This window comes from Serratia rhizosphaerae, from assembly GCF_009817885.1.
GTDB lineage: Bacteria > Pseudomonadota > Gammaproteobacteria > Enterobacterales > Enterobacteriaceae > Serratia_B > Serratia_B rhizosphaerae.
Genome location: NZ_CP041764.1, coordinates 3,735,193 through 3,752,765, shown reverse-complemented (window position 1 = coordinate 3,752,765; position 17,573 = coordinate 3,735,193). Strand labels below are relative to the sequence as shown.

Below are 17,573 nucleotides of genomic sequence, written 5' to 3'. Positions count from 1 at the left end.
TTACTGCTGACTGGCGCTGAGGGTAATCAGCTGGTAGCCGCCATCAACCTGGCGGAAGCTGAATTCAATCGGCGTATCGGCAGGCAGCTCCGCCAACGGCGGCTGCGGCTGCAGGAAGTTCATGGTCATCGGCGGCCAGCCGAGGGATTCGATAGCCGGGTGGGCGATCGACACCTTGTGCGGATTCCAGGCTTTCAACACGCCCTGAGTGTGGGTGACCGCCGCACCGTGTTCGGTGGCAGCATGGTGGAAGGTCGTCGGCTCTTCGGCCTGCACGACGGGGGATAACAACAGAAGAGAAAAAACGGCAACGCTCAATAAATTACGCATGACAATAGCTCCATAAAATAGTTAACCAACACGACATGCCGTCCGGGAGACGGTAAAGCGCGGGGTTGGCTATTCACGGAACCGACAGAATACAACCTCTGTCGGCGGCCCTGCTATCGGCGGCGTTTGCCAGTGGATAAGAGAAATTCGCGCGGTGGTTCGCGGTATGGCGAGCAACACGCTGAGACCGACCAGCAAGACCGCCAGCGAGGGGCTGGCATGATCCTGCTGCGCGTTATCCGGCACGCAGTGTTTTTCACACAGCGCATCGGCGCCCGTATGGCTGTCCATGCCCGGCGTCGCCTGCTGCAGATGCGACATATGCTGTGCGGCGACCGCTCTGCCGTCAGGCTGCAAATCGCAGCCGTGACCGGCAAGCGCCAGCTGGCCGTTAAGCAGCAGCCAGGCCAGCAGCAACAGCCATGCGCCGCTACGCTTGCTGACGAAGCGCAGACGATGCATAAACTGTGAAAGGACGGCCTGAACGGACATTTATTCTTCCTGAAAATATGTCACCAAGAGTATTGCGGAACGGCGAATGCCCTTCACCTCCGTGACAAGGTGAGGCCAATCATGACGGAGAGGGGATAAAATTCTTTGATTTCAGTCAATGGCGGGGGGAGCATTCGGCAATTAACGCGCAAAAAAATGGGTTCGGTAAACCGAACCCATTGTTAACACTGAATCTATCCAGCTGATGAATAAACTTACTTCTGCAGTTTACGCATCACCAGCGTGGCGTTGGTGCCGCCGAAACCGAAGCTGTTGGACATCACGGTGTTCAGTGCGCGCGTGGTCGGCTGGGTAACGATATCCATCCCCGCCGCCTTCTCGTCCAGATTGTCGATGTTGATGCTCGGGGCGATAAAGCCGTGTTCCAGCATCAGCAGGCTGTAGATAGCTTCCTGCACGCCGGCGGCGCCCAGCGAGTGGCCGGTCATCGCTTTGGTGGAAGAGATGGCCGGCGTGGTGTCGCCGAACACTTCGCGGATCGCGCCCAGCTCTTTCACATCGCCAACCGGCGTCGAGGTGCCGTGCACGTTGATGTAGTCGATCGGCGCATCCAGATCCTGCATCGCCATCTGCATGCAGCGCACCGCGCCTTCGCCGGATGGTGCGACCATATCCGCGCCGTCGGAGGTGGCGCCGTAGCCGATGATTTCGGCATAAATGTGCGCGCCGCGCGCCAGCGCGTGCTCCAGCTCTTCCACCACCACCATACCGCCGCCGCCGGCGATAACGAAGCCGTCGCGATCGGTGTCATAGGTGCGGGAAGCTTTTTCCGGCGTTTCGTTATATTTGGTGGACAGTGCGCCCATCGCATCAAACTCGCAGGCCATTTCCCAGCACAGCTCTTCACCGCCGCCGGCAAATACGATGTCCTGTTTGCCCAGCTGGATCTGCTCTACCGCATTACCGATACAGTGTGCGGAGGTGGCGCAGGCGGAGCTGATGGAGTAGTTGACGCCGTGGATTTTAAACGGCGTCGCCAGGCAGGCGGAAACGCCGGAGGCCATGGCTTTGGTGACCACGTAAGGGCCGACGGCTTTCAGGCCGCGCGGGCTGCGCATCGCATCGGCGCCGAACACCTGGAAGCGCGGAGAACCGCCGCCGGAGCCGGCGATCAGGCCAACGCGCGGGTTGTTCTGATAAACCTCTTCCGTCAGACCTGCGGACTGAATCGCTTCCTGCATGGACAGGTAAGCATAAATGGAAGCATCGCTCATAAAGCGCACGACTTTACGGTCGATCAGGCCGGCAGTGTCCAGTTTAACATTGCCCCATACGTGACTACGCATGCCGGAATCTTTTAGCTCCTGAGAGAAAGTAATCCCAGAACGACCTTCCTGCAGGCTCGCCAGGACCTCCTGTTGGTTATTACCAATGCTGGAGACAATACCCAGGCCAGTAATCACTGCACGTTTCATTCAATACCTCTTCCACAATTTTACATTCGGGATTTTGCCTCGCACTTTAGCGTACAGATGTACGCCGAACAAGTCCGATCAGCGTTTTTCAGCTTTATTCTTATCCAGTTTGCGCCGCAGCGCCAGCGCCGTTAAAATCGCGCTACCCCCTTGAATGACGAGCAACCCACCGTGAACAACTCCCCCATCCAAACCGCAGCGCTATCCTGGAACGAACAGGGTACACCTGTTTCGAAACAGTTTGATGACGTCTATTTTTCCAATCAGGATGGGCTGGAGGAAACCCGCTACGTCTTTCTCGGCGGCAACCGGCTGCCGGCGCGCTTCGCCGAACACCCGCGCCCGCTGTTTATCGCGGCGGAAACCGGCTTCGGCACCGGGCTGAACTTTTTAACCCTGTGGCAGGCGTTTGAACGCCATCTGCAGGCGAACCCCACCGCCCCGCTGCAACGCCTGCACTTTATCAGCTTTGAGAAATTCCCGCTGCAGCCGGCGGATCTGGCGGCGGCGCACGCCCGCTGGCCGGAGCTGGCGCCGTACGCCGATCAACTGCGCGCCAGCTGGCCGCAGGCGCTGCCCGGCTGTCACCGCCTGCTGCTGGCGGAGGGGCGCATCACGCTCGATCTGTGGTTCGGCGACGTCAACGCGCTGCTGCCGCGCTTCGATCACAGCATCAATAATCAGGTCGACGCCTGGTTCCTCGACGGCTTCGCCCCGGCGAAAAATCCCGATATGTGGAGCGAACAACTGTTCGCCGCCATGGCACGCTTTGCCCGGCCGGGCGGCAGCTTCGCCACATTTACCGCCGCCGGCTTCGTGCGTCGCGGCCTGCAGCAGGCGGGTTTTACGGTGGAAAGAGTCAAAGGCTTCGGTCAGAAACGCGAAATGCTGGTCGGCACGCTGCCGGCGGACAGCGCGCCGACGCCCGATCCGGCCCCCTGGTTCCACCGTCCGGCCGCCGATGCGACGCAGGATATCGCACTGGTCGGCGGCGGTATCGCCAGCGCCCTCACCGCGCTGGCGCTGCTGCGGCGCGGCGCCAAGGTGACGCTGTACTGCGCGGATGATGAGCCGGCCGCCGGCGCCTCCGGCAACCGTCAGGGGGCGCTGTATCCGCTGCTCAACGGCCGCGGCGACGTGCTGGAGCGTTTTTTCAGCGCCGCCTTTCCCTTCGCCCGCCGTCTGTATGACACGCTGGCCGACAGCGGCGTCGTCTTTGAGCATCAGTGGTGCGGCGTCAGCCAGCTGGCCTACGATGAAAAAAGCGCGGCGAAAATCGACAATATGCTGGGCACCGACTGGCCGGCGGCGTTCGCCTTCGGTGCCGATCGCGATACGCTCAGCCAGCTGTGCGGCGTCGACAGCGGCTTCGGCGGCATCAATTATCCGCAGGGCGGCTGGCTCTGCCCGGCAGAACTGACGCGCGGCGCGCTGGAACTGGCGCAGCGCCAGGGGCTACGCTGCCATTACCGCCACCGGCTCAGTGCGCTGACGGCGGAGCAGGACGGCTGGCGGCTTGATTTCAGCCACGGCGACAGCCGCCGGCATGACGTAGTGCTGCTGGCCAACGGCCACCAGTTGGCGACGCTGCCCCAGTGCGCCGAACTGCCGATGTATGCGGTGCGCGGCCAGGTCTCCCATATTCCGACCGCACCGGCGCTGGGCCAGCTGCGACAGGTATTGTGCTATGAAGGTTATCTGACGCCGGTCAGCCCGCAGCATCAGCAGCACTGCATCGGCGCCAGCTACCAGCGCGGCGTGACCGATACCGCCTACAGCGAGCAGGAACAACAGGAAAACCGCGCGCGGCTGCTGCGCTGTCTGCCGCAACAGGCATGGACGCAGCAGGCGAACGTCAGCGACGGGCAGGCCCGCTGCGGCGTGCGCTGCGCCACGCGCGATCATCTGCCGATGGCCGGCGCGCTGCCGGACTACCCGCAAACCCTGGCGTGCTACCAGAATCTGCCAAAACGGCGGCAGCGCGGAGAAGAGATTGATAAGGCGCCGGGCTACCCGAACCTGTTTATGCTCGGCGGGCTCGGCTCACGCGGGCTGTGTTCCGCGCCGCTGACGGCGGAAATTCTGGCGGCGCAGCTGTTCGGCGAGCCGTTGCCGGCCGATGCCGAGGTGCTGGCGGCGCTTAATCCGAACCGGATGTGGGTAAGAAAACTGCTGAAGGGACGCCCGCTGTAAACCGGGCAAGAGGTGCGCCCTTCTCCCCGTACGGCGAGAAGGGCAGCAAAGTGCAGAATCAGGCGGTAGGCAATGCGGCCTGGTACAAATTCTCCCACATCGCTTCCACCAACACCTGATCGGGCGGCGACAATTCACCGGCGCGGATGGCGTTATGCAGGCTGTCTTCAACCCGCGCCTTCAGCTGTTCGGCGCTGTGTTCGCCCTGCTCTTCCGCTTCGGCTACCGCCAGCGTCAGATGACCGCGCAGATAGCCACCGGCAAACAGTTCATCATCACTGGCGTGGTCTACCATGTCATCAATCAGCGCCAAAACGCGCGCTTCAAATTCAGCGATCATCGCATGTCCTCATGTTCCCCTGCGGCATGTCGCCGGTCAGGAGCGGTGTTTAAAGTAAAATCAGTTCAGATCTTCCGGGTAAGGAAAATTCTCAGCCGTCAGCGGCGGCGTATTGTAAAACGATCGTAACGCCTGAATAAAGCGCGCCGGCCGTTCGGGAATGCCTTTTTCCAGCAGCTCCAGCACCCGGGCGCGTACTTTTCGCTGGAAAGCGACGCGATCCGGCTCACAGTCGCCGTTCAGGTTGTCGCAGCTGACGTTGAACGGAAAGCCGGCGGCGACGCAGAACAGCCACTCCAGCGCCTGTGGTTTGACTTCAACCGCCTCAAATTCGCTTTGCGTTTGCGCATCGCGGCCGTCCGGGCAGTACCAGTAGCCAAAATCGACCAGCTTGCGCCGCTCTGCGCCGGCGATACACCAGTGGGAAATTTCATGCAGGCCGCTGGCGTAGAAACCATGGGCGAACACGATGCGGTGGTAAGGCAGCTCATCATCCGCCGGCAGATAAATCGGCTCGTCGTCGCCTTTAACCAGGCGCGTATTGTAATCGTCGCTGAAGCACTGATTAAAAATCTCAATCAGCTGGGGATACTGGTGCGTGTCTGACATAAAAAAACTCAAAGTAACCACAAAAACAGGGAGGCTATTATTTCACGTTGCCGCCCGATTGACCCGTTAAAAATGCATGGCCAGCCATTGCTGGATTTCAGCGCCGTGACTGTCGTACAGCAGCTTCAGGCTCATCACCAGTGAAACCACCACGATCATCGGGCGAATCAGCTTCTGCCCGCGCGTCATTACCATATGCGCGCCCATCCGCGCGCCCAGCACCTGCCCGACCAGCATCAGCAAACCGATGCCCCACACCACCTTGCCGCCGATGATAAAGAAGATCAGGCTGCCGAAGTTGGAGGTGAAGTTCAGCACCTTGGCGTGCGCGGTGGATTTCGCCAGGTTGAAGCCGCACAGCGTCACATAGGCCAGCGCGTAGAAAGAGCCGGCACCGGGGCCGAAAAAGCCGTCGTAAAAACCGACGCAGCCGCCGGCCACCAGACCGAACGGCAGCGCGCTCAGACGCCGCTGGCGATCGCTTTCTCCCAGACGCGGCGTCAGCAGGAAATAGAGCCCGATGCCAATCACCAGCAGCGGCAGCATCTGCCGCAGCAGATCGGCGCGCATATGCTGCACCAGAATCGCACCAGCGATCGAACCGATCAACGTCAGCAGGATCGTCAGCTTCTGTTCGCCAAGATTGACCGCCTTACGGCGGATAAAGTACAGGCTGGCGGACAGCGAACCGCCCACCGACTGCAGCTTGTTGGTCGCCAGCGCCTGCGCCGGCGGCACCCCTGCCGCCAGCAGCACCGGCACCGTCAGCAATCCGCCACCGCCGGCGATAGAATCAATAAAACCCGCCAATAACGCCACGGCAAACAACACCCCGAGCATTTCGGGGCTGACCATCAACCAGTCCATGAATTATTCCGCCGAAAAATGGTTATCCAATAACGCCTGACAGGAAGGCGGCAACGGCGGCACAACCCGCTTGCCCGGTTTCGAACTTGGCTGATGTGGCTCAAACCAGCTGGCCAGTTCAGCCCCGCAGCCGTCGCCCGGCGGCGGTGGATCCTGATCCTTGCACTCCAGGCTGTCCGGCGGGCAGCTCAACCGCACGTGCATATGGGCGCGGTGGCCAAACCACGGTCGTACCTTATGCAGCCAGCCGCGGTCGCTGCCGGCATCGTCGCACAGCCGCTGTTTAATCGCCGGGTTCACGAAGATGCGCGCCACTTTCTCGTCCTGCGCCGCCAGTTTGATCAGCGAACCAATCTGCGGCTGCCACTGATTATTACGCACCCGCATGCCGTCGCCGCTCACCAGATCTATCGGCTGCGGCTTCAGCAGCTGTCGCTCGCTCCAGCGCTGATGCGGCAGCTGCAGCCAGATATCGACGTCCAGACCGGACTGGTGACTGGCATGGCCGCTGCTGAAACGCCCGCCGGCCGGCATCGCCATATCGCCGATCAGCACCGTGCCCAGCCCCTGCTGTCCGGTCTCGCGAGTCAGGCGCTGAATAAACGCCAGCAGTTCCGGATGACCGAAATAGCGGCGCTGATCCTGACGCATCACCTGGTAGTCCGCCGCATTGAGCGGCAGCGGCCGGGCGCCGATCACGCAGCCGTTGGCAAAGCCGCCGATCGCCTGCGCCGAACCCGCTACCGGATGATCAATTTTTTGCCACGGCGTCAACGCCAGCGCGGACGTTGACGCCAGCAGCGCCATCAGACCCAACAACCCATTTTTCATCGTGATATCCATTGATTTCGCCATGCGGACGGACGCAATGCCGCGCCGCCGGAAAAACAGGCATCGTGACGATGCCCAGACATGAGAACAATGATACGGCGCGGTTACCAGCGCGGCACGTCGGAGAGCACGTCGCCGTTCTGCCCGCGCTGACGCAGCAGGTGGTCCATCAGCACGATCGCCATCATCGCTTCGGCGATCGGCACCGCGCGAATGCCGACGCACGGATCGTGGCGGCCGCGGGTGACCATATCCACCGCTTCGCCCTGGCGGTTGATGGTGCGCCCCGGCACCATAATGCTGGAGGTTGGCTTCAGCGCCAGATGGGCAATCACCGGCTGGCCGCTGCTGATGCCGCCGAGAATGCCGCCGGCGTGGTTGCTCTGGAAGCCTTCCGGGGTAATTTCATCGCGGTTTTCGCTGCCGCGCTTGGTGACCACGGCAAAACCGTCGCCAATCTCCACGCCTTTCACCGCGTTAATGCTCATCAGCGCATGCGCCAGATCGGCATCCAGGCGGTCAAACACCGGCTCGCCGAGGCCGACCGGCACGTTCTCCGCCACCACGCTGACTTTGGCGCCAATGGAGTCGCCCTCTTTTTTCAGCGCGCGCATCAGTTCATCCAGCGCTTCCAGCTTGTCGACATCCGGGCAGAAGAACGGGTTCTGCTCAACCTGCTCCCAGTCTTTCAGCTCGCAGCTGACGTCGCCGATCTGCGCCAGGTAACCGCGCACCTTCACACCGAATTTCTGTTCAAGGTACTTTTTGGCAATCGCGCCGGCCGCCACGCGCATCGCGGTTTCCCGCGCCGATGAGCGGCCGCCGCCGCGGTAGTCGCGCACGCCGTATTTCTGTTCGTAGGTGTAGTCGGCATGGCCCGGACGGAACACGTCTTTGATCGCGCCATAGTCTTGCGAACGCTGATCGGTGTTTTCGATCATCAGGCCGATGCTGGTGCCGGTGGTCACGCCTTCAAACACGCCGGAAAGAATGCGCACCCGGTCGGGTTCACGGCGCTGCGTGGTATAGCGCGAAGTGCCCGGACGACGGCGGTCCAGGTCATGTTGCAAATCTTCTTCCGTCAGCGCGATGCCCGGCGGCACCCCGTCAACGATACATCCCAGCGCCACCCCGTGAGATTCGCCAAAGGTGGTGACGCGGAATAACTGCCCAATACTGTTCCCTGCCATCACGGCTCCTTACCGTTACATTTTTTGTTATCGGGCCTGCAGCAGCAGGCCAGGGAAAATCATCAGCTGCGATACATGCTGAAATGCGCCTTGCAGTCCACCAGCTGCTGCTTGGTCAGCATAAATACGCCGTCGCCGCCGTTGGCAAACTCCAACCAGGTGAACGGAATATCCGGGTACTGCTCCATCAGGTGTACCATGCTGTTGCCGACTTCACAAATCAGCACGCCGTCATCGCTGAGGAAGTCCGGCGCGCAGGCCAGAATGCGGCGCACCAGTTTCAGGCCGTCGCTGCCCGCCGCCAGGCCCAGTTCCGGCTCAAAGCGAAACTCTTCCGGCAGATCGGACATATCTTCGGCATCAACATACGGCGGGTTGGTGACGATCAGATCGTACTGGATCGCGGGAACGTCGCGGAACAGATCGGAACGGATCGGGATCACCTGATGTTCAACGCCCAGCGCCTGAATATTGCGCTCGGTAACCGCCAGCACGTCGCTGGAGATGTCCACCGCGTCCACGTCCGCTTCCGGGAAGGCGTACCCGCAGGCGATGGCGATGCAGCCGCTGCCGGTGCACATATCCAGAATATGGCGCGGCGGATGCGGGATCAGGCCGCTGAACCCATCGTTGATCAGCTCACCAATCGGCGAACGCGGCACCAGCACGCGCTCATCAACGTAAAACTCCAGGCCGCAGAACCAGGCCTTGTTGGTCAGATACGCCACCGGCACGCGCTCGTTGATGCGGCGGATCACCCGCTCGACGATGCGATGGCGCTCGCTGGAGGTCAGACGCGCGCTGCGCATCTCTTCCGGAATATCCAGCGGCAGATACAAACTCGGCAGAACCAGCTGCACCGCTTCGTCCCACGGATTATCGGTTCCGTGACCATAGTAGATATTGGCGGCGCTGAAGCGGCTGACGGTCCAGCGCAGCATATCCTGAATGGTGTGCAGTTCGTTCACTGCTTCGTCGACGAAAATTTTGTCCAAAGTGCCCTCCGGCAGGCGGCTGTGATTCATGAGATAGCCGCATAGTTTGCCACGAAGCCCGCGACAAATCAGCAGCTATATACGCCCCTGCAGCAAGTTGCCGACGCACCGGTAAACGGCGGCTGGCGGGCAGGATGCGCGGTCATCACGTTAAGGTTAGCCGCTTCTCATTAACCTGGCTTAACCTGACGGCAACAGTTTTGCGTCGTCAGATCGCGCGCGACACGATAAACTAACGCTAAAATAGTCGTCAGTGAATGAGAACCATGAAGAACAAACCGCCGCTGAGCCAGGATGAACTGCAGCTCTTCAGAGACTCGGTGACGGGCGCCAAGAAGCTGCGTCAGGACACCATTGTCCACCGCCCGCCCAAACCCAAAATCAAGCAGACGCCGCCGCAGCGCCTGCTGCAGGAACAGGTCGACGCCAGTTTCTATTTTTCCGATGAGTTCCAGCCGCAGCTGGACGAAGACGGCCCGACCCGCTATGTACGCCCCGGTGCCAGCCAGTTTGAACTGAAAAAGCTGCGCCGCGGCGACTATGTGCCGGATCTGTTTCTCGATCTGCACGGGCTGACGCAACTGCAGGCCAAACAGGAGTTGGGGGCGCTGATCGCCGCCTGTAAACGCGAGCACGTCTACTGCGCCTGCGTGATGCACGGGCACGGCAAACATATTCTCAAGCAGCAGACGCCGCTGTGGCTGGCGCAGCACCCGGACGTGCTGGCGTTCCATCAGGCGCCGAAAGAATGGGGCGGCAATGCCGCCATATTGCTGTTGGTCGAACTGGCTGACTAGGCCGCTGAAATGACAAAGGGCGATGTTTATCATCGCCCTTTGCGGTTAATGCGCATTGCGCCGTCAGACTTTCGCCATCAGCTGTGACGGGCTGACCTGCCACTCCAGCTTGCCTGCGCTGCCGTCCTGCGTCAGTTCGACATAGGCGATCGCCGAGGTAGCGAACATCGGCGGGCATTCGCCCGGGCACAGTTCCGCCACCAGATAGCCGACCAGCGGCAGGTGAGAAACGACCAGCACCGACTTCACCCCCTGCTGCGCCAGGACCTGCAGATAGCTGCCGACCAGCGCGGCGTCGCCGCCCGGGGTCAGCGCCGGCATCACTTCCGCGCCATCCGGCAGCGTCAGCGCAGCACGCACCGTGTCCAGCGTCTGCTCGGCGCGCAGATAAGGACTGACCAGCACGCGTTCAATATCCACAGACTTGGTGTTCAACCAGGCCGCCATCTGACGTGACTCATCACGGCCGCAAAGGGTAAGAGGTCTTACCGCATCGCTGGCCGCATCGAGCGCCGCCTCTCCGTGACGCATAATCAAAACTTGCATAGTGCACCGCTGTTGTTGACAAAATAACTGCGTAATTGCAGCAGCCGCTTCAATGACTCCGGCTCATTACCGGCCACGCTGAACGTGCCGTAGCGCCGGGCCCCTGATTAACGCAAAAGCACATTGTGCTTCCAAACGATAACGCGCCGTCTCTCTATGGCGGCCGGGCATTTTGCCTGAAAGTTCACGTAAAGAAAACGCCGTTTTTTCGCCGTCGGCGCGACTTTACGCGAAGCCATCGTTCACTTTACAACCAATTCAACAGGTTAAATTTCACGCGCAATGCGCGAGATTTCATACCGGCGGCTCACCCTTCGCCGCCGACAACCTACGTTACCTCGCCCCTATCTCCCTGTACAGCGTCCGGGATTGCAGGTGTTGCAAGGAGTGATAGCGATCACATCACGCCCCTGCTGTTACTGTAGTGCAAATCGGGCCGCCATGCTGCCCGCTAGCGGGGATAGAAACGCTCGCCCTGTTGTGCCATGCGCTGCAGACGTTCGCACGGCGCAAAATGCTCGCCGTGCTGCTGCTGCAGATATTGCAGGGTTTTCACCACCGTCTCCGCACCAAGCTCATCCATATAGCGGAACGGTCCGCCGAGGAACGGCGGGAAGCCAATGCCGAACACCGCGCCGATATCGCCGTCGCGGGCGCTGCGAATCACGCCTTCTTCCAGACAACGCGCCGCTTCGTTCAACATCATCATCACGCAGCGCTGGGCGATCTCCGCCGGCGGCAGATGCGCCTTCGGCGTGACGCCGAGCAGCGTATAAACCGAAGCATCGGCACGTTTTCGGCGCTGGCGCTGCTGGCCTTCGCTGGGATACAGATAGAAGCCCTTGCCGTTCTTGCGCCCCTTGCGGCCATCTTTCAGCACCGCATCAAACGCCGCCGGCGCGGCGAAGCGCGGCCCCAGTTCCTCCACCAGAATAGGAATAATTTTGGTGCCTACGTCGATGCCGACCTCGTCCAACAGCGTAATCGGCCCCACCGGGAAGCCGAAATCCACCAGCGCCTTATCCAGCGCCTCGATCGGCTCGCCGACCAGCAGGCAGCGCGCCGCCTCATTAATATAGGGCGCCAGGATGCGGTTGACGTAAAAACCGGCGCGGTCGGCCACCACTATCGCCGTTTTCCCCTGCTTATGCGCCAGCGCCACGGTAGTGGCGATGGTTGCGGCGCTGGTTGCGGCATGCGGTATCACCTCCACCAGCGGCATTTTGTCCACCGGGCTGAAATAGTGCAGGCCGATCACTTGCTCCGGCCGCTGCGCCTTGGCGGCGATCTGGCTAATCGGCAGCGAAGAGGTGTTAGAGGCAAAGACGGTATGCGGCGCGGCATGCTGCTCTACCTCCGCCACCATCTGCTGCTTCAGAGCCAGATCTTCGAACACCGCCTCCACCACAATATCCAGCTGCTCAAAACCGCAGTAATCGGTGGTGCCGGAAATCAGCATCATCTGCTTTTGCCGCTCTGCCGGACGCATGCGTTTGCGGCGCACCCGCTTGCTCAGCACGTCCCAGCTGTATTTCAGTGCGTGATTAATGCCCTGGGTGCTGATGTCCTTAATACGTACCGGCAAACCGCCGCGCGTGGCCGTCACACAGGCGATGCCGCCGCCCATCAGGCCGCCGCCCAGAATGCCGACCCGTTCAAGCGCGTGCGGCTGCGCATCGGCGCCACGCTCCTTTTTCAGCGCGGTGGAAGCAAAAAACAGGCTGCGCAGCGCCGCTGACTGCGGCGTCATCGCCAGCTCGCCAAACGCGCGCGCCTCGGCCTCATAACCGCTGGCGCTGCCCTGGTCCAAACCGGTACGCACCACCTGGATAATCCGCTCCGCCGCCGGATAATTACCGTGCGTCTTCTCCAGCGTTTTCTTGCGCACGATGGCGAACAGCGCACTGCGCCCGAGCGGGCCGTTGAGCAACCGTTCCTGCCACGGCAGTTCGCGCCGCGCCGACCAGCCCTGCCTGGCGCGCGCGACCGCCGTCTCAAGCAAAATGGCGTGCGGCACCGCATCGTCCACCAGCCCCATGCGCAGCGCCTGACGGGCGCGGATCTGTTTGCCGGTCAGCATCATATCCAGCGCTTTGCCGGCGCCAATCAGACGCGGCAGCCGCTGCGTGCCGCCGGATCCCGGCAACAGCCCCAGCTGCACTTCCGGCAGGCCGAGCGCGGTTTTATCGTCCAGGGAACATACCCGGCTGTGGCAAGCCAGCGCCAGCTCGAGCCCGCCGCCCAGACAGGCACCGTGGATCGCCGCCACCACCGGCACCGGAAAAGCCGCCAGCTGCGCCAGCGTGCTCTGCCCTTTCTTCGCCAGCGACTGCGCCTCTTTGGCGCTGTTGCAGGCGGCGATCATGGTGATATCGGCGCCGGCAATAAAGGAATCGGGCTTACCGGAGATAATGACCAGGCCTTCCAGCGTGGTCTGCTGCTGCGCCTGGATCAGCACATCGTTAATCTGTTCAACAAACTCCGCCTTCAGCGTATTGACCTTTTCCCCCGGCACGTCGATGGTAATCACGCCGATGTTGTCCGGCCGCAGGGTCAGACGAAACGCCGTCTGTGGAGCCCGTTGCTCATGCAGTGCATTGGTCGCTGCGCTCATTATTCCACCTCCACAACCATCGCCGCGCCCAGACCGCCGGCGGCGCAGGCGGTCGCCAGCCCCAGACCGCCGCCGCGACGTTTCAGCTCATGCAGCGTCTGGGTAATCATGCGCGCGCCGGTGGCGGCAAACGGATGCCCGTAGGCAATAGAGCCGCCCAGTACGTTGAACTTCTCCATGTCGACTTCCCCGATCGCCGCGTCGCGCCCTAGCTTCTCGTGGGCGAACGCCGCGCTGGCGAACATTTTCAGGTTGGCCAGCGTCTGCGCGGCGAAGGCTTCATGCATATCAATCAACGTTAAATCGGCCAGCGTAATGCCCGCCCGATCCAGCGCCAGCGGCGTGGCGTACGACGGCCCCAGCAGCATATCCTGCCAGACGTCGATGGCGGCAAAGGCGAAGCTGCGCAGATAGCCGAGCGGCCGCAGCCCCAGCTCTCTGGCGCGGGATTCGCTCATCATCAGCACCGCCGCCGCACCGTCGGTGAGCGGCGTACTGTTGGCCGCGGTCACGCTGCCGTGTTTACGATCGAAGGCCGGCTTTAATTTGGCGTAGGAGGCCAGGCTGGAGTCTTTGCGGACATTGTTGTCTTCGGTCAGTTCCGCCTTATACGGCGGCACGTATGCCGTCATTACTTCATCGTGCAGCCAGCCCTGCTCCCAGGCATTGGCCGCCAACTGGTGAGAACGGTGTGCCAGCGCGTCCTGATCTTCACGGCTGATGCCGTGCGTCTTCGCCATTTGTTCGGCGGTGTCGCCCATCCGCAGGCCGGTGGAGTATTCCGCCACCGCCGGCGGCACCGGCAGCAGGTCGCGGAACTTCAACCGGCTGAACAGCTTCAGGCGCTGCGACAGCGTGCGCGCTTTGTTGACGTCCACCAGCGTACGCGCCAGCGCTTTGCTGACGCCGATCGGCAGTACGGAGGAAGAATCAGCGCCGCCGGCAATGCCGACGCTGATGCTGCCGGCGATAATGCTTTCCGCCACGTTGGCGATCGCCTGGAAACTGGTGGCGCAGGCGCGGGAGACGCTGTAGGCGTCGGTATGTACGCTCATGCCGGTGCCGAGCACGATCTCGCGCGCGATATTCGGCGCCTCCGGCATCTGCACCACCTGGCCAAACACCAGCTGTTCAATCAGCGTCGCGTCGATGCCGCTGCGCGCCACCAACTCACTGACCGCCATTTTACCGAGATCCACCGCCGGCACGCCGTGATAGGCGGTCGCCTGTTTGGCGAACGGGGTGCGTAATCCATTAACTATTGCAATTCTGTCTCCCTGACGGGTGACCAGCGGCAGTGCCTTACTCATAAATGCTCCTGAAGAAAGTAACGTCAGCGCAATCCGCAAAACAGGTCTGACCTGATGAGGTCATTGTTAACCAGATGTTTACATTTGGCAAACCGTCAGAGGTGAAATCTGCGAGCAGGAGCAACTTTCAAACGGGGGGATAAACCGGCAAGGGGAAAATAAAGAGGCTGCGCGGCGGGTGCCGCGCAGAATACCGTGATGCGTTAACGCAGGCCCAGCTGAAAAATCAGCGTTTCCGCCTGGCAGGAAAAGGTGAAATCAGCGTTCAATCGCACGCCGCCGTCTACCGGCTGCAGGCTGCTGCTGATGGCGCAGGGATCGGACTCCACCGAACGCGCTTTTTCCGTCAGCGCCGTCAGCGTTTGCTGCGCGTCTTGCTCGTCGGTAAAAATCTGGCTGTAGGACGCGGTGCAGTCGGTATTGTCCATCACGGTGCCGACATCCACACAGCAGCATGCTGCCGTTTCCTGCGCGCTGCATTTATTCATTGCATCTGACATAGTCAATTCTCCTCACGACGCCTGGGGTATGACCCGGCGCAAAGACCCAAGATTCTGTAAGCCATTTTACGCCTCGCCGTATGAGATCACTAGCACTTACTCTCTGTAGGTGTTTTAAGTGATGGAAATCACAAATAAAAATATTCATTTGATAAATAAACATAGGAATTTTGTTATTTACCGCTGGCGTTTTGTTAAGCAGATCTCTTTTTTGATATCAACTTGGAAATATTTCAAAAACAAAGTTGCAACATCTTAACAGGTCAGACCTATAATTCAGCCACTGGTCTGATTTGTCTGATGGATAACGGACCCTACAATCCCGCGCTCCTTGTTACCACGTGTAACATAGTTTAAATAATAAACACATAATGAGGTTTTGGTCATGAGCCAGAAAAACCTATTCAAGAAAACAGCTCTTGCAGCTGCAGTGGCGATTATTTCTTCAAACGTGTATGCCGCAGGATTCCAGTTGAATGAGTACTCTTCTTCTGGTTTAGGCCGTTCTTTTTCTGGTGAAGGCGCCGTCGCCGACAATGCCACCTCAGCCAGCCGCAACCCGGCGACCATGATGATGTTTGACCGCCCGACCTTCTCCGCCGGCGCCATCTTTGTCGACCCGGGCGTTGATATTTCCGGTACTTCACGCTCCGGCAACAGCCTGGATGCGAAAAACATCGCGCCGGCACAGTGGATCCCGAACCTTCATTATATCCACCCGCTGAACGACCAGTGGGCCGTCGGCGGCTCGGTCACCAGCAACTACGGCCTGGCGACCGAATTTAACGACGGCTATACCGCCGGCCCGTACGCCGGTAAAACCGATCTGACCACCGTTAACCTCAACCTGAGCGCCGCGTACCGCCTGAACCAGCACTTCAGCTTCGGCCTGGGCTTTGATGCGCTGTACGCCAAGGCCAAGCTCGAACGCTACGCCGGCGAAAGCGGCGCCGCGGTCGGCATGCCTGCCGATACCCAGATTTCACACCTGAAGGGCGACGAATGGGGCTACGGCTGGAACGCCGGCATCCTGTATGAAGTGGATGAAAACAACCGCTACGGCCTGACCTACCGTTCCGAAATCAAAGTCGACTTCGACGGCGATTACAAGAGCAGCGTCCCATCAAGCTTTAACCCGATGCAGGGCATGACCGGCCTGCCATGGGGCACCGACGGCAACACCATTCCTGGCTCTCTGTCGCTGCACCTGCCTGAGATGTGGGAAATTTCCGGTTATAACCGGGTGGCGCCAAAGTGGGCCGTTCACTACAGCCTGGCGTACACCAGCTGGAGCCAGTTCCAGGAGCTGCGCGCCACCGGCAGCAACGGCCAGACGCTGTTCGAGAAGCATGAAGGCTTCAAAGACGCTTACCGCATCGCGCTGGGTACCACCTATTACTACGACGATAACTGGACCTTCCGTACCGGTATCGCCTTCGATGACAGCCCGGTACCGGCCCAGAACCGCTCCATTTCCATCCCGGATCAGGACCGCTTCTGGCTCAGCGCCGGCACCACCTACGCGTTCAACCAGAACGCCTCGGTGGACGTGGGCGTCTCCTATATGCACGGTCAGCACGTTACCGTCAAGGAAGGCCCGTACACCTTCGAGTCTGAAGGTAAAGCCTGGCTGTACGGCGCTAACTTCAACTACACGTTCTAAGCTGCGCCCGACAGCATCAGCGATAAAAAAACCCGCCGAATGGCGGGTTTTTCTTTATACGCTTTCTGTGCCGGCCTATTCCGCCGAGTCGATATCGTCCAGATCGCCCTGAATCGCCTTGGCGTTCGGGTTCTCTTCCGGCTTCAGCACGCCGCCGTTGGCGATAAAGTCGTGGCGCTGGAAGTACGCCTCGCGCACCATCAGGTACGGATCGGAAGAGTTGCGCAGCAGGCCATCGGAATCCAGCAGCTGGGCGCGAGTCTCAATGCCTTCCACCACCCACTTGCCGGCCGACATCCAGAAGGTCAGATAGCTCAGCACCGGATAGAGCGAATCGGCCCAGTCGCCGCCCTCGTCACGCAGGGTGAAGCTGCCATAGCCCGGCAGCATCACATACGGGCCGTAACCGACGCCATAGTGCCCCATCGTGCTGCCGAAGCGGTTAGGCTCTTCGCGCGCCAGTTTCGGGTTAGCCATGCCGGCCACGTCGATCAGGCCGCCCATGCCGAGGATGGTGTTCAGGAAGAAGCGGTTGAAGTGGATCATCCCGCGGTACGGGTCGCCCTTCAGGAAGGCGTTGACCATGCTGGCCGGCTCTTCAAGGTTAGAAGTAAAGTTACTCAGTCCGTTACGCGCCGGCTGCGGCACATAATCACGCCACGCTACCGCCACCGGCCGCAGCACATACGGATCCAACACGTTGTAGTTAAAATCGAACATCGTCCGGTTGAATCCTTCCAAAGGATCGGATCGCCCTTGGGGTTCGTTCTCAGGGGTGCTGGCGCACCCGACGAGCAACACCGTTGCGAAAGCCAGCCCAGTCAGGCGAAAGTTCATATTTTTCTCCATAAAAAACAGTA

The 17,573-nt window shown here is 60.6% G+C and carries 17 protein-coding genes; 3 read left to right on the top strand and 14 right to left on the bottom strand.

Annotation, left to right across the window (positions count from 1 at the left end):
* The 3 genes from FO014_RS17460 to fabB all read right to left on the bottom strand — a co-directional run bounded on the left by FO014_RS17460 (position 1) and on the right by fabB (position 2,258).
* The gene (locus tag FO014_RS17460) at positions 1-330 is read right to left on the bottom strand and encodes a copper-binding protein (RefSeq protein ID WP_160030438.1); all 330 of its coding nucleotides are present in this window, start codon (positions 328-330) and stop codon (positions 1-3) included.
* A 69-nt stretch (positions 331-399) separates the two neighbouring features.
* Positions 400-822, bottom strand: coding sequence for a hypothetical protein (locus tag FO014_RS17455; RefSeq protein WP_160030437.1), 423 nt, complete (start codon positions 820-822; stop codon positions 400-402).
* Between the two features lie 215 nt (positions 823-1,037).
* The gene (gene fabB, locus FO014_RS17450) at positions 1,038-2,258 is read right to left on the bottom strand and encodes a beta-ketoacyl-ACP synthase I (RefSeq protein ID WP_160030436.1); all 1,221 of its coding nucleotides are present in this window, start codon (positions 2,256-2,258) and stop codon (positions 1,038-1,040) included.
* Between the two features lie 171 nt (positions 2,259-2,429).
* On the opposite strand from fabB, the gene mnmC reads away from it, so the two are divergent.
* Positions 2,430-4,451: a bifunctional tRNA (5-methylaminomethyl-2-thiouridine)(34)-methyltransferase MnmC2/FAD-dependent 5-carboxymethylaminomethyl-2-thiouridine(34) oxidoreductase MnmC1 gene (gene mnmC, locus FO014_RS17445; RefSeq protein ID WP_160030435.1), complete on the top strand. Its 2,022-nt coding sequence runs from the start codon at positions 2,430-2,432 to the stop codon at positions 4,449-4,451.
* Between the two features lie 58 nt (positions 4,452-4,509).
* Here the strand turns inward: mnmC and FO014_RS17440 are convergent, their stop codons facing one another.
* The 6 genes from FO014_RS17440 to prmB all read right to left on the bottom strand — a co-directional run bounded on the left by FO014_RS17440 (position 4,510) and on the right by prmB (position 9,283).
* Positions 4,510-4,791, bottom strand: coding sequence for a YfcL family protein (locus tag FO014_RS17440; RefSeq protein ID WP_105231988.1), 282 nt, complete (start codon positions 4,789-4,791; stop codon positions 4,510-4,512).
* 60 nt (positions 4,792-4,851) lie between these two features.
* Complete coding sequence (locus FO014_RS17435) at positions 4,852-5,400, bottom strand: elongation factor P hydroxylase (protein ID WP_105231989.1); 549 nt, start codon at positions 5,398-5,400, stop codon at positions 4,852-4,854.
* Positions 5,401-5,466: 66 nt separating this feature from the next.
* Positions 5,467-6,267 carry a sulfite exporter TauE/SafE family protein gene (locus FO014_RS17430; protein WP_105231990.1) on the bottom strand — a complete coding sequence of 267 codons (801 nt, stop codon included), beginning with the start codon at positions 6,265-6,267 and terminating at the stop codon, positions 5,467-5,469.
* A gap of 3 nt (positions 6,268-6,270) precedes the next feature.
* Complete coding sequence (gene mepA, locus FO014_RS17425) at positions 6,271-7,098, bottom strand: penicillin-insensitive murein endopeptidase (protein ID WP_160030434.1); 828 nt, start codon at positions 7,096-7,098, stop codon at positions 6,271-6,273.
* A gap of 104 nt (positions 7,099-7,202) precedes the next feature.
* Positions 7,203-8,288, bottom strand: coding sequence for a chorismate synthase (aroC, locus tag FO014_RS17420; protein WP_105231991.1), 1,086 nt, complete (start codon positions 8,286-8,288; stop codon positions 7,203-7,205).
* Positions 8,289-8,350: 62 nt separating this feature from the next.
* Positions 8,351-9,283 (bottom strand): 50S ribosomal protein L3 N(5)-glutamine methyltransferase, encoded by a 933-nt coding sequence (prmB, locus tag FO014_RS17415; RefSeq protein WP_160030433.1) that lies wholly within the window; start codon positions 9,281-9,283, stop codon positions 8,351-8,353.
* Between the two features lie 266 nt (positions 9,284-9,549).
* Here prmB and smrB point away from each other — a divergent pair, with 266 nt between their 5' ends.
* Positions 9,550-10,080: an endonuclease SmrB gene (gene smrB / locus FO014_RS17410; RefSeq protein WP_105231992.1), complete on the top strand. Its 531-nt coding sequence runs from the start codon at positions 9,550-9,552 to the stop codon at positions 10,078-10,080.
* Between the two features lie 63 nt (positions 10,081-10,143).
* On the opposite strand, the gene sixA is transcribed toward smrB, so the two are convergent.
* The 4 genes from sixA to FO014_RS17390 form a co-directional block, all read right to left on the bottom strand.
* Positions 10,144-10,626: a phosphohistidine phosphatase SixA gene (gene sixA / locus FO014_RS17405; protein WP_160030432.1), complete on the bottom strand. Its 483-nt coding sequence runs from the start codon at positions 10,624-10,626 to the stop codon at positions 10,144-10,146.
* A 451-nt stretch (positions 10,627-11,077) separates the two neighbouring features.
* Positions 11,078-13,240, bottom strand: coding sequence for a fatty acid oxidation complex subunit alpha FadJ (gene fadJ / locus FO014_RS17400; protein ID WP_160030431.1), 2,163 nt, complete (start codon positions 13,238-13,240; stop codon positions 11,078-11,080).
* Entirely contained in the window at positions 13,240-14,550 is a 1,311-nt protein-coding gene (fadI, locus tag FO014_RS17395) for an acetyl-CoA C-acyltransferase FadI (RefSeq protein ID WP_160030430.1), read from the bottom strand. The genes fadJ and fadI overlap by 1 nt, the downstream gene beginning before the upstream one ends.
* 203 nt (positions 14,551-14,753) lie before the next feature.
* A complete protein-coding gene (locus FO014_RS17390; RefSeq protein ID WP_160030429.1) occupies positions 14,754-15,050 on the bottom strand; it encodes a YfcZ/YiiS family protein in 297 nt (98 codons plus the stop codon).
* A gap of 385 nt (positions 15,051-15,435) precedes the next feature.
* Here FO014_RS17390 and fadL point away from each other — a divergent pair, with 385 nt between their 5' ends.
* Positions 15,436-16,713, top strand: a complete 1,278-nt coding sequence (fadL, locus tag FO014_RS17385; protein WP_160030428.1) for a long-chain fatty acid transporter FadL — start codon at positions 15,436-15,438, stop codon at positions 16,711-16,713.
* Between the two features lie 75 nt (positions 16,714-16,788).
* Here fadL and mlaA read toward each other — a convergent pair whose 3' ends face one another.
* A complete protein-coding gene (gene mlaA / locus FO014_RS17380; RefSeq protein ID WP_015673230.1) occupies positions 16,789-17,550 on the bottom strand; it encodes a phospholipid-binding lipoprotein MlaA in 762 nt (253 codons plus the stop codon).
* Positions 17,551-17,573: the final 23 nt, after the last annotated feature.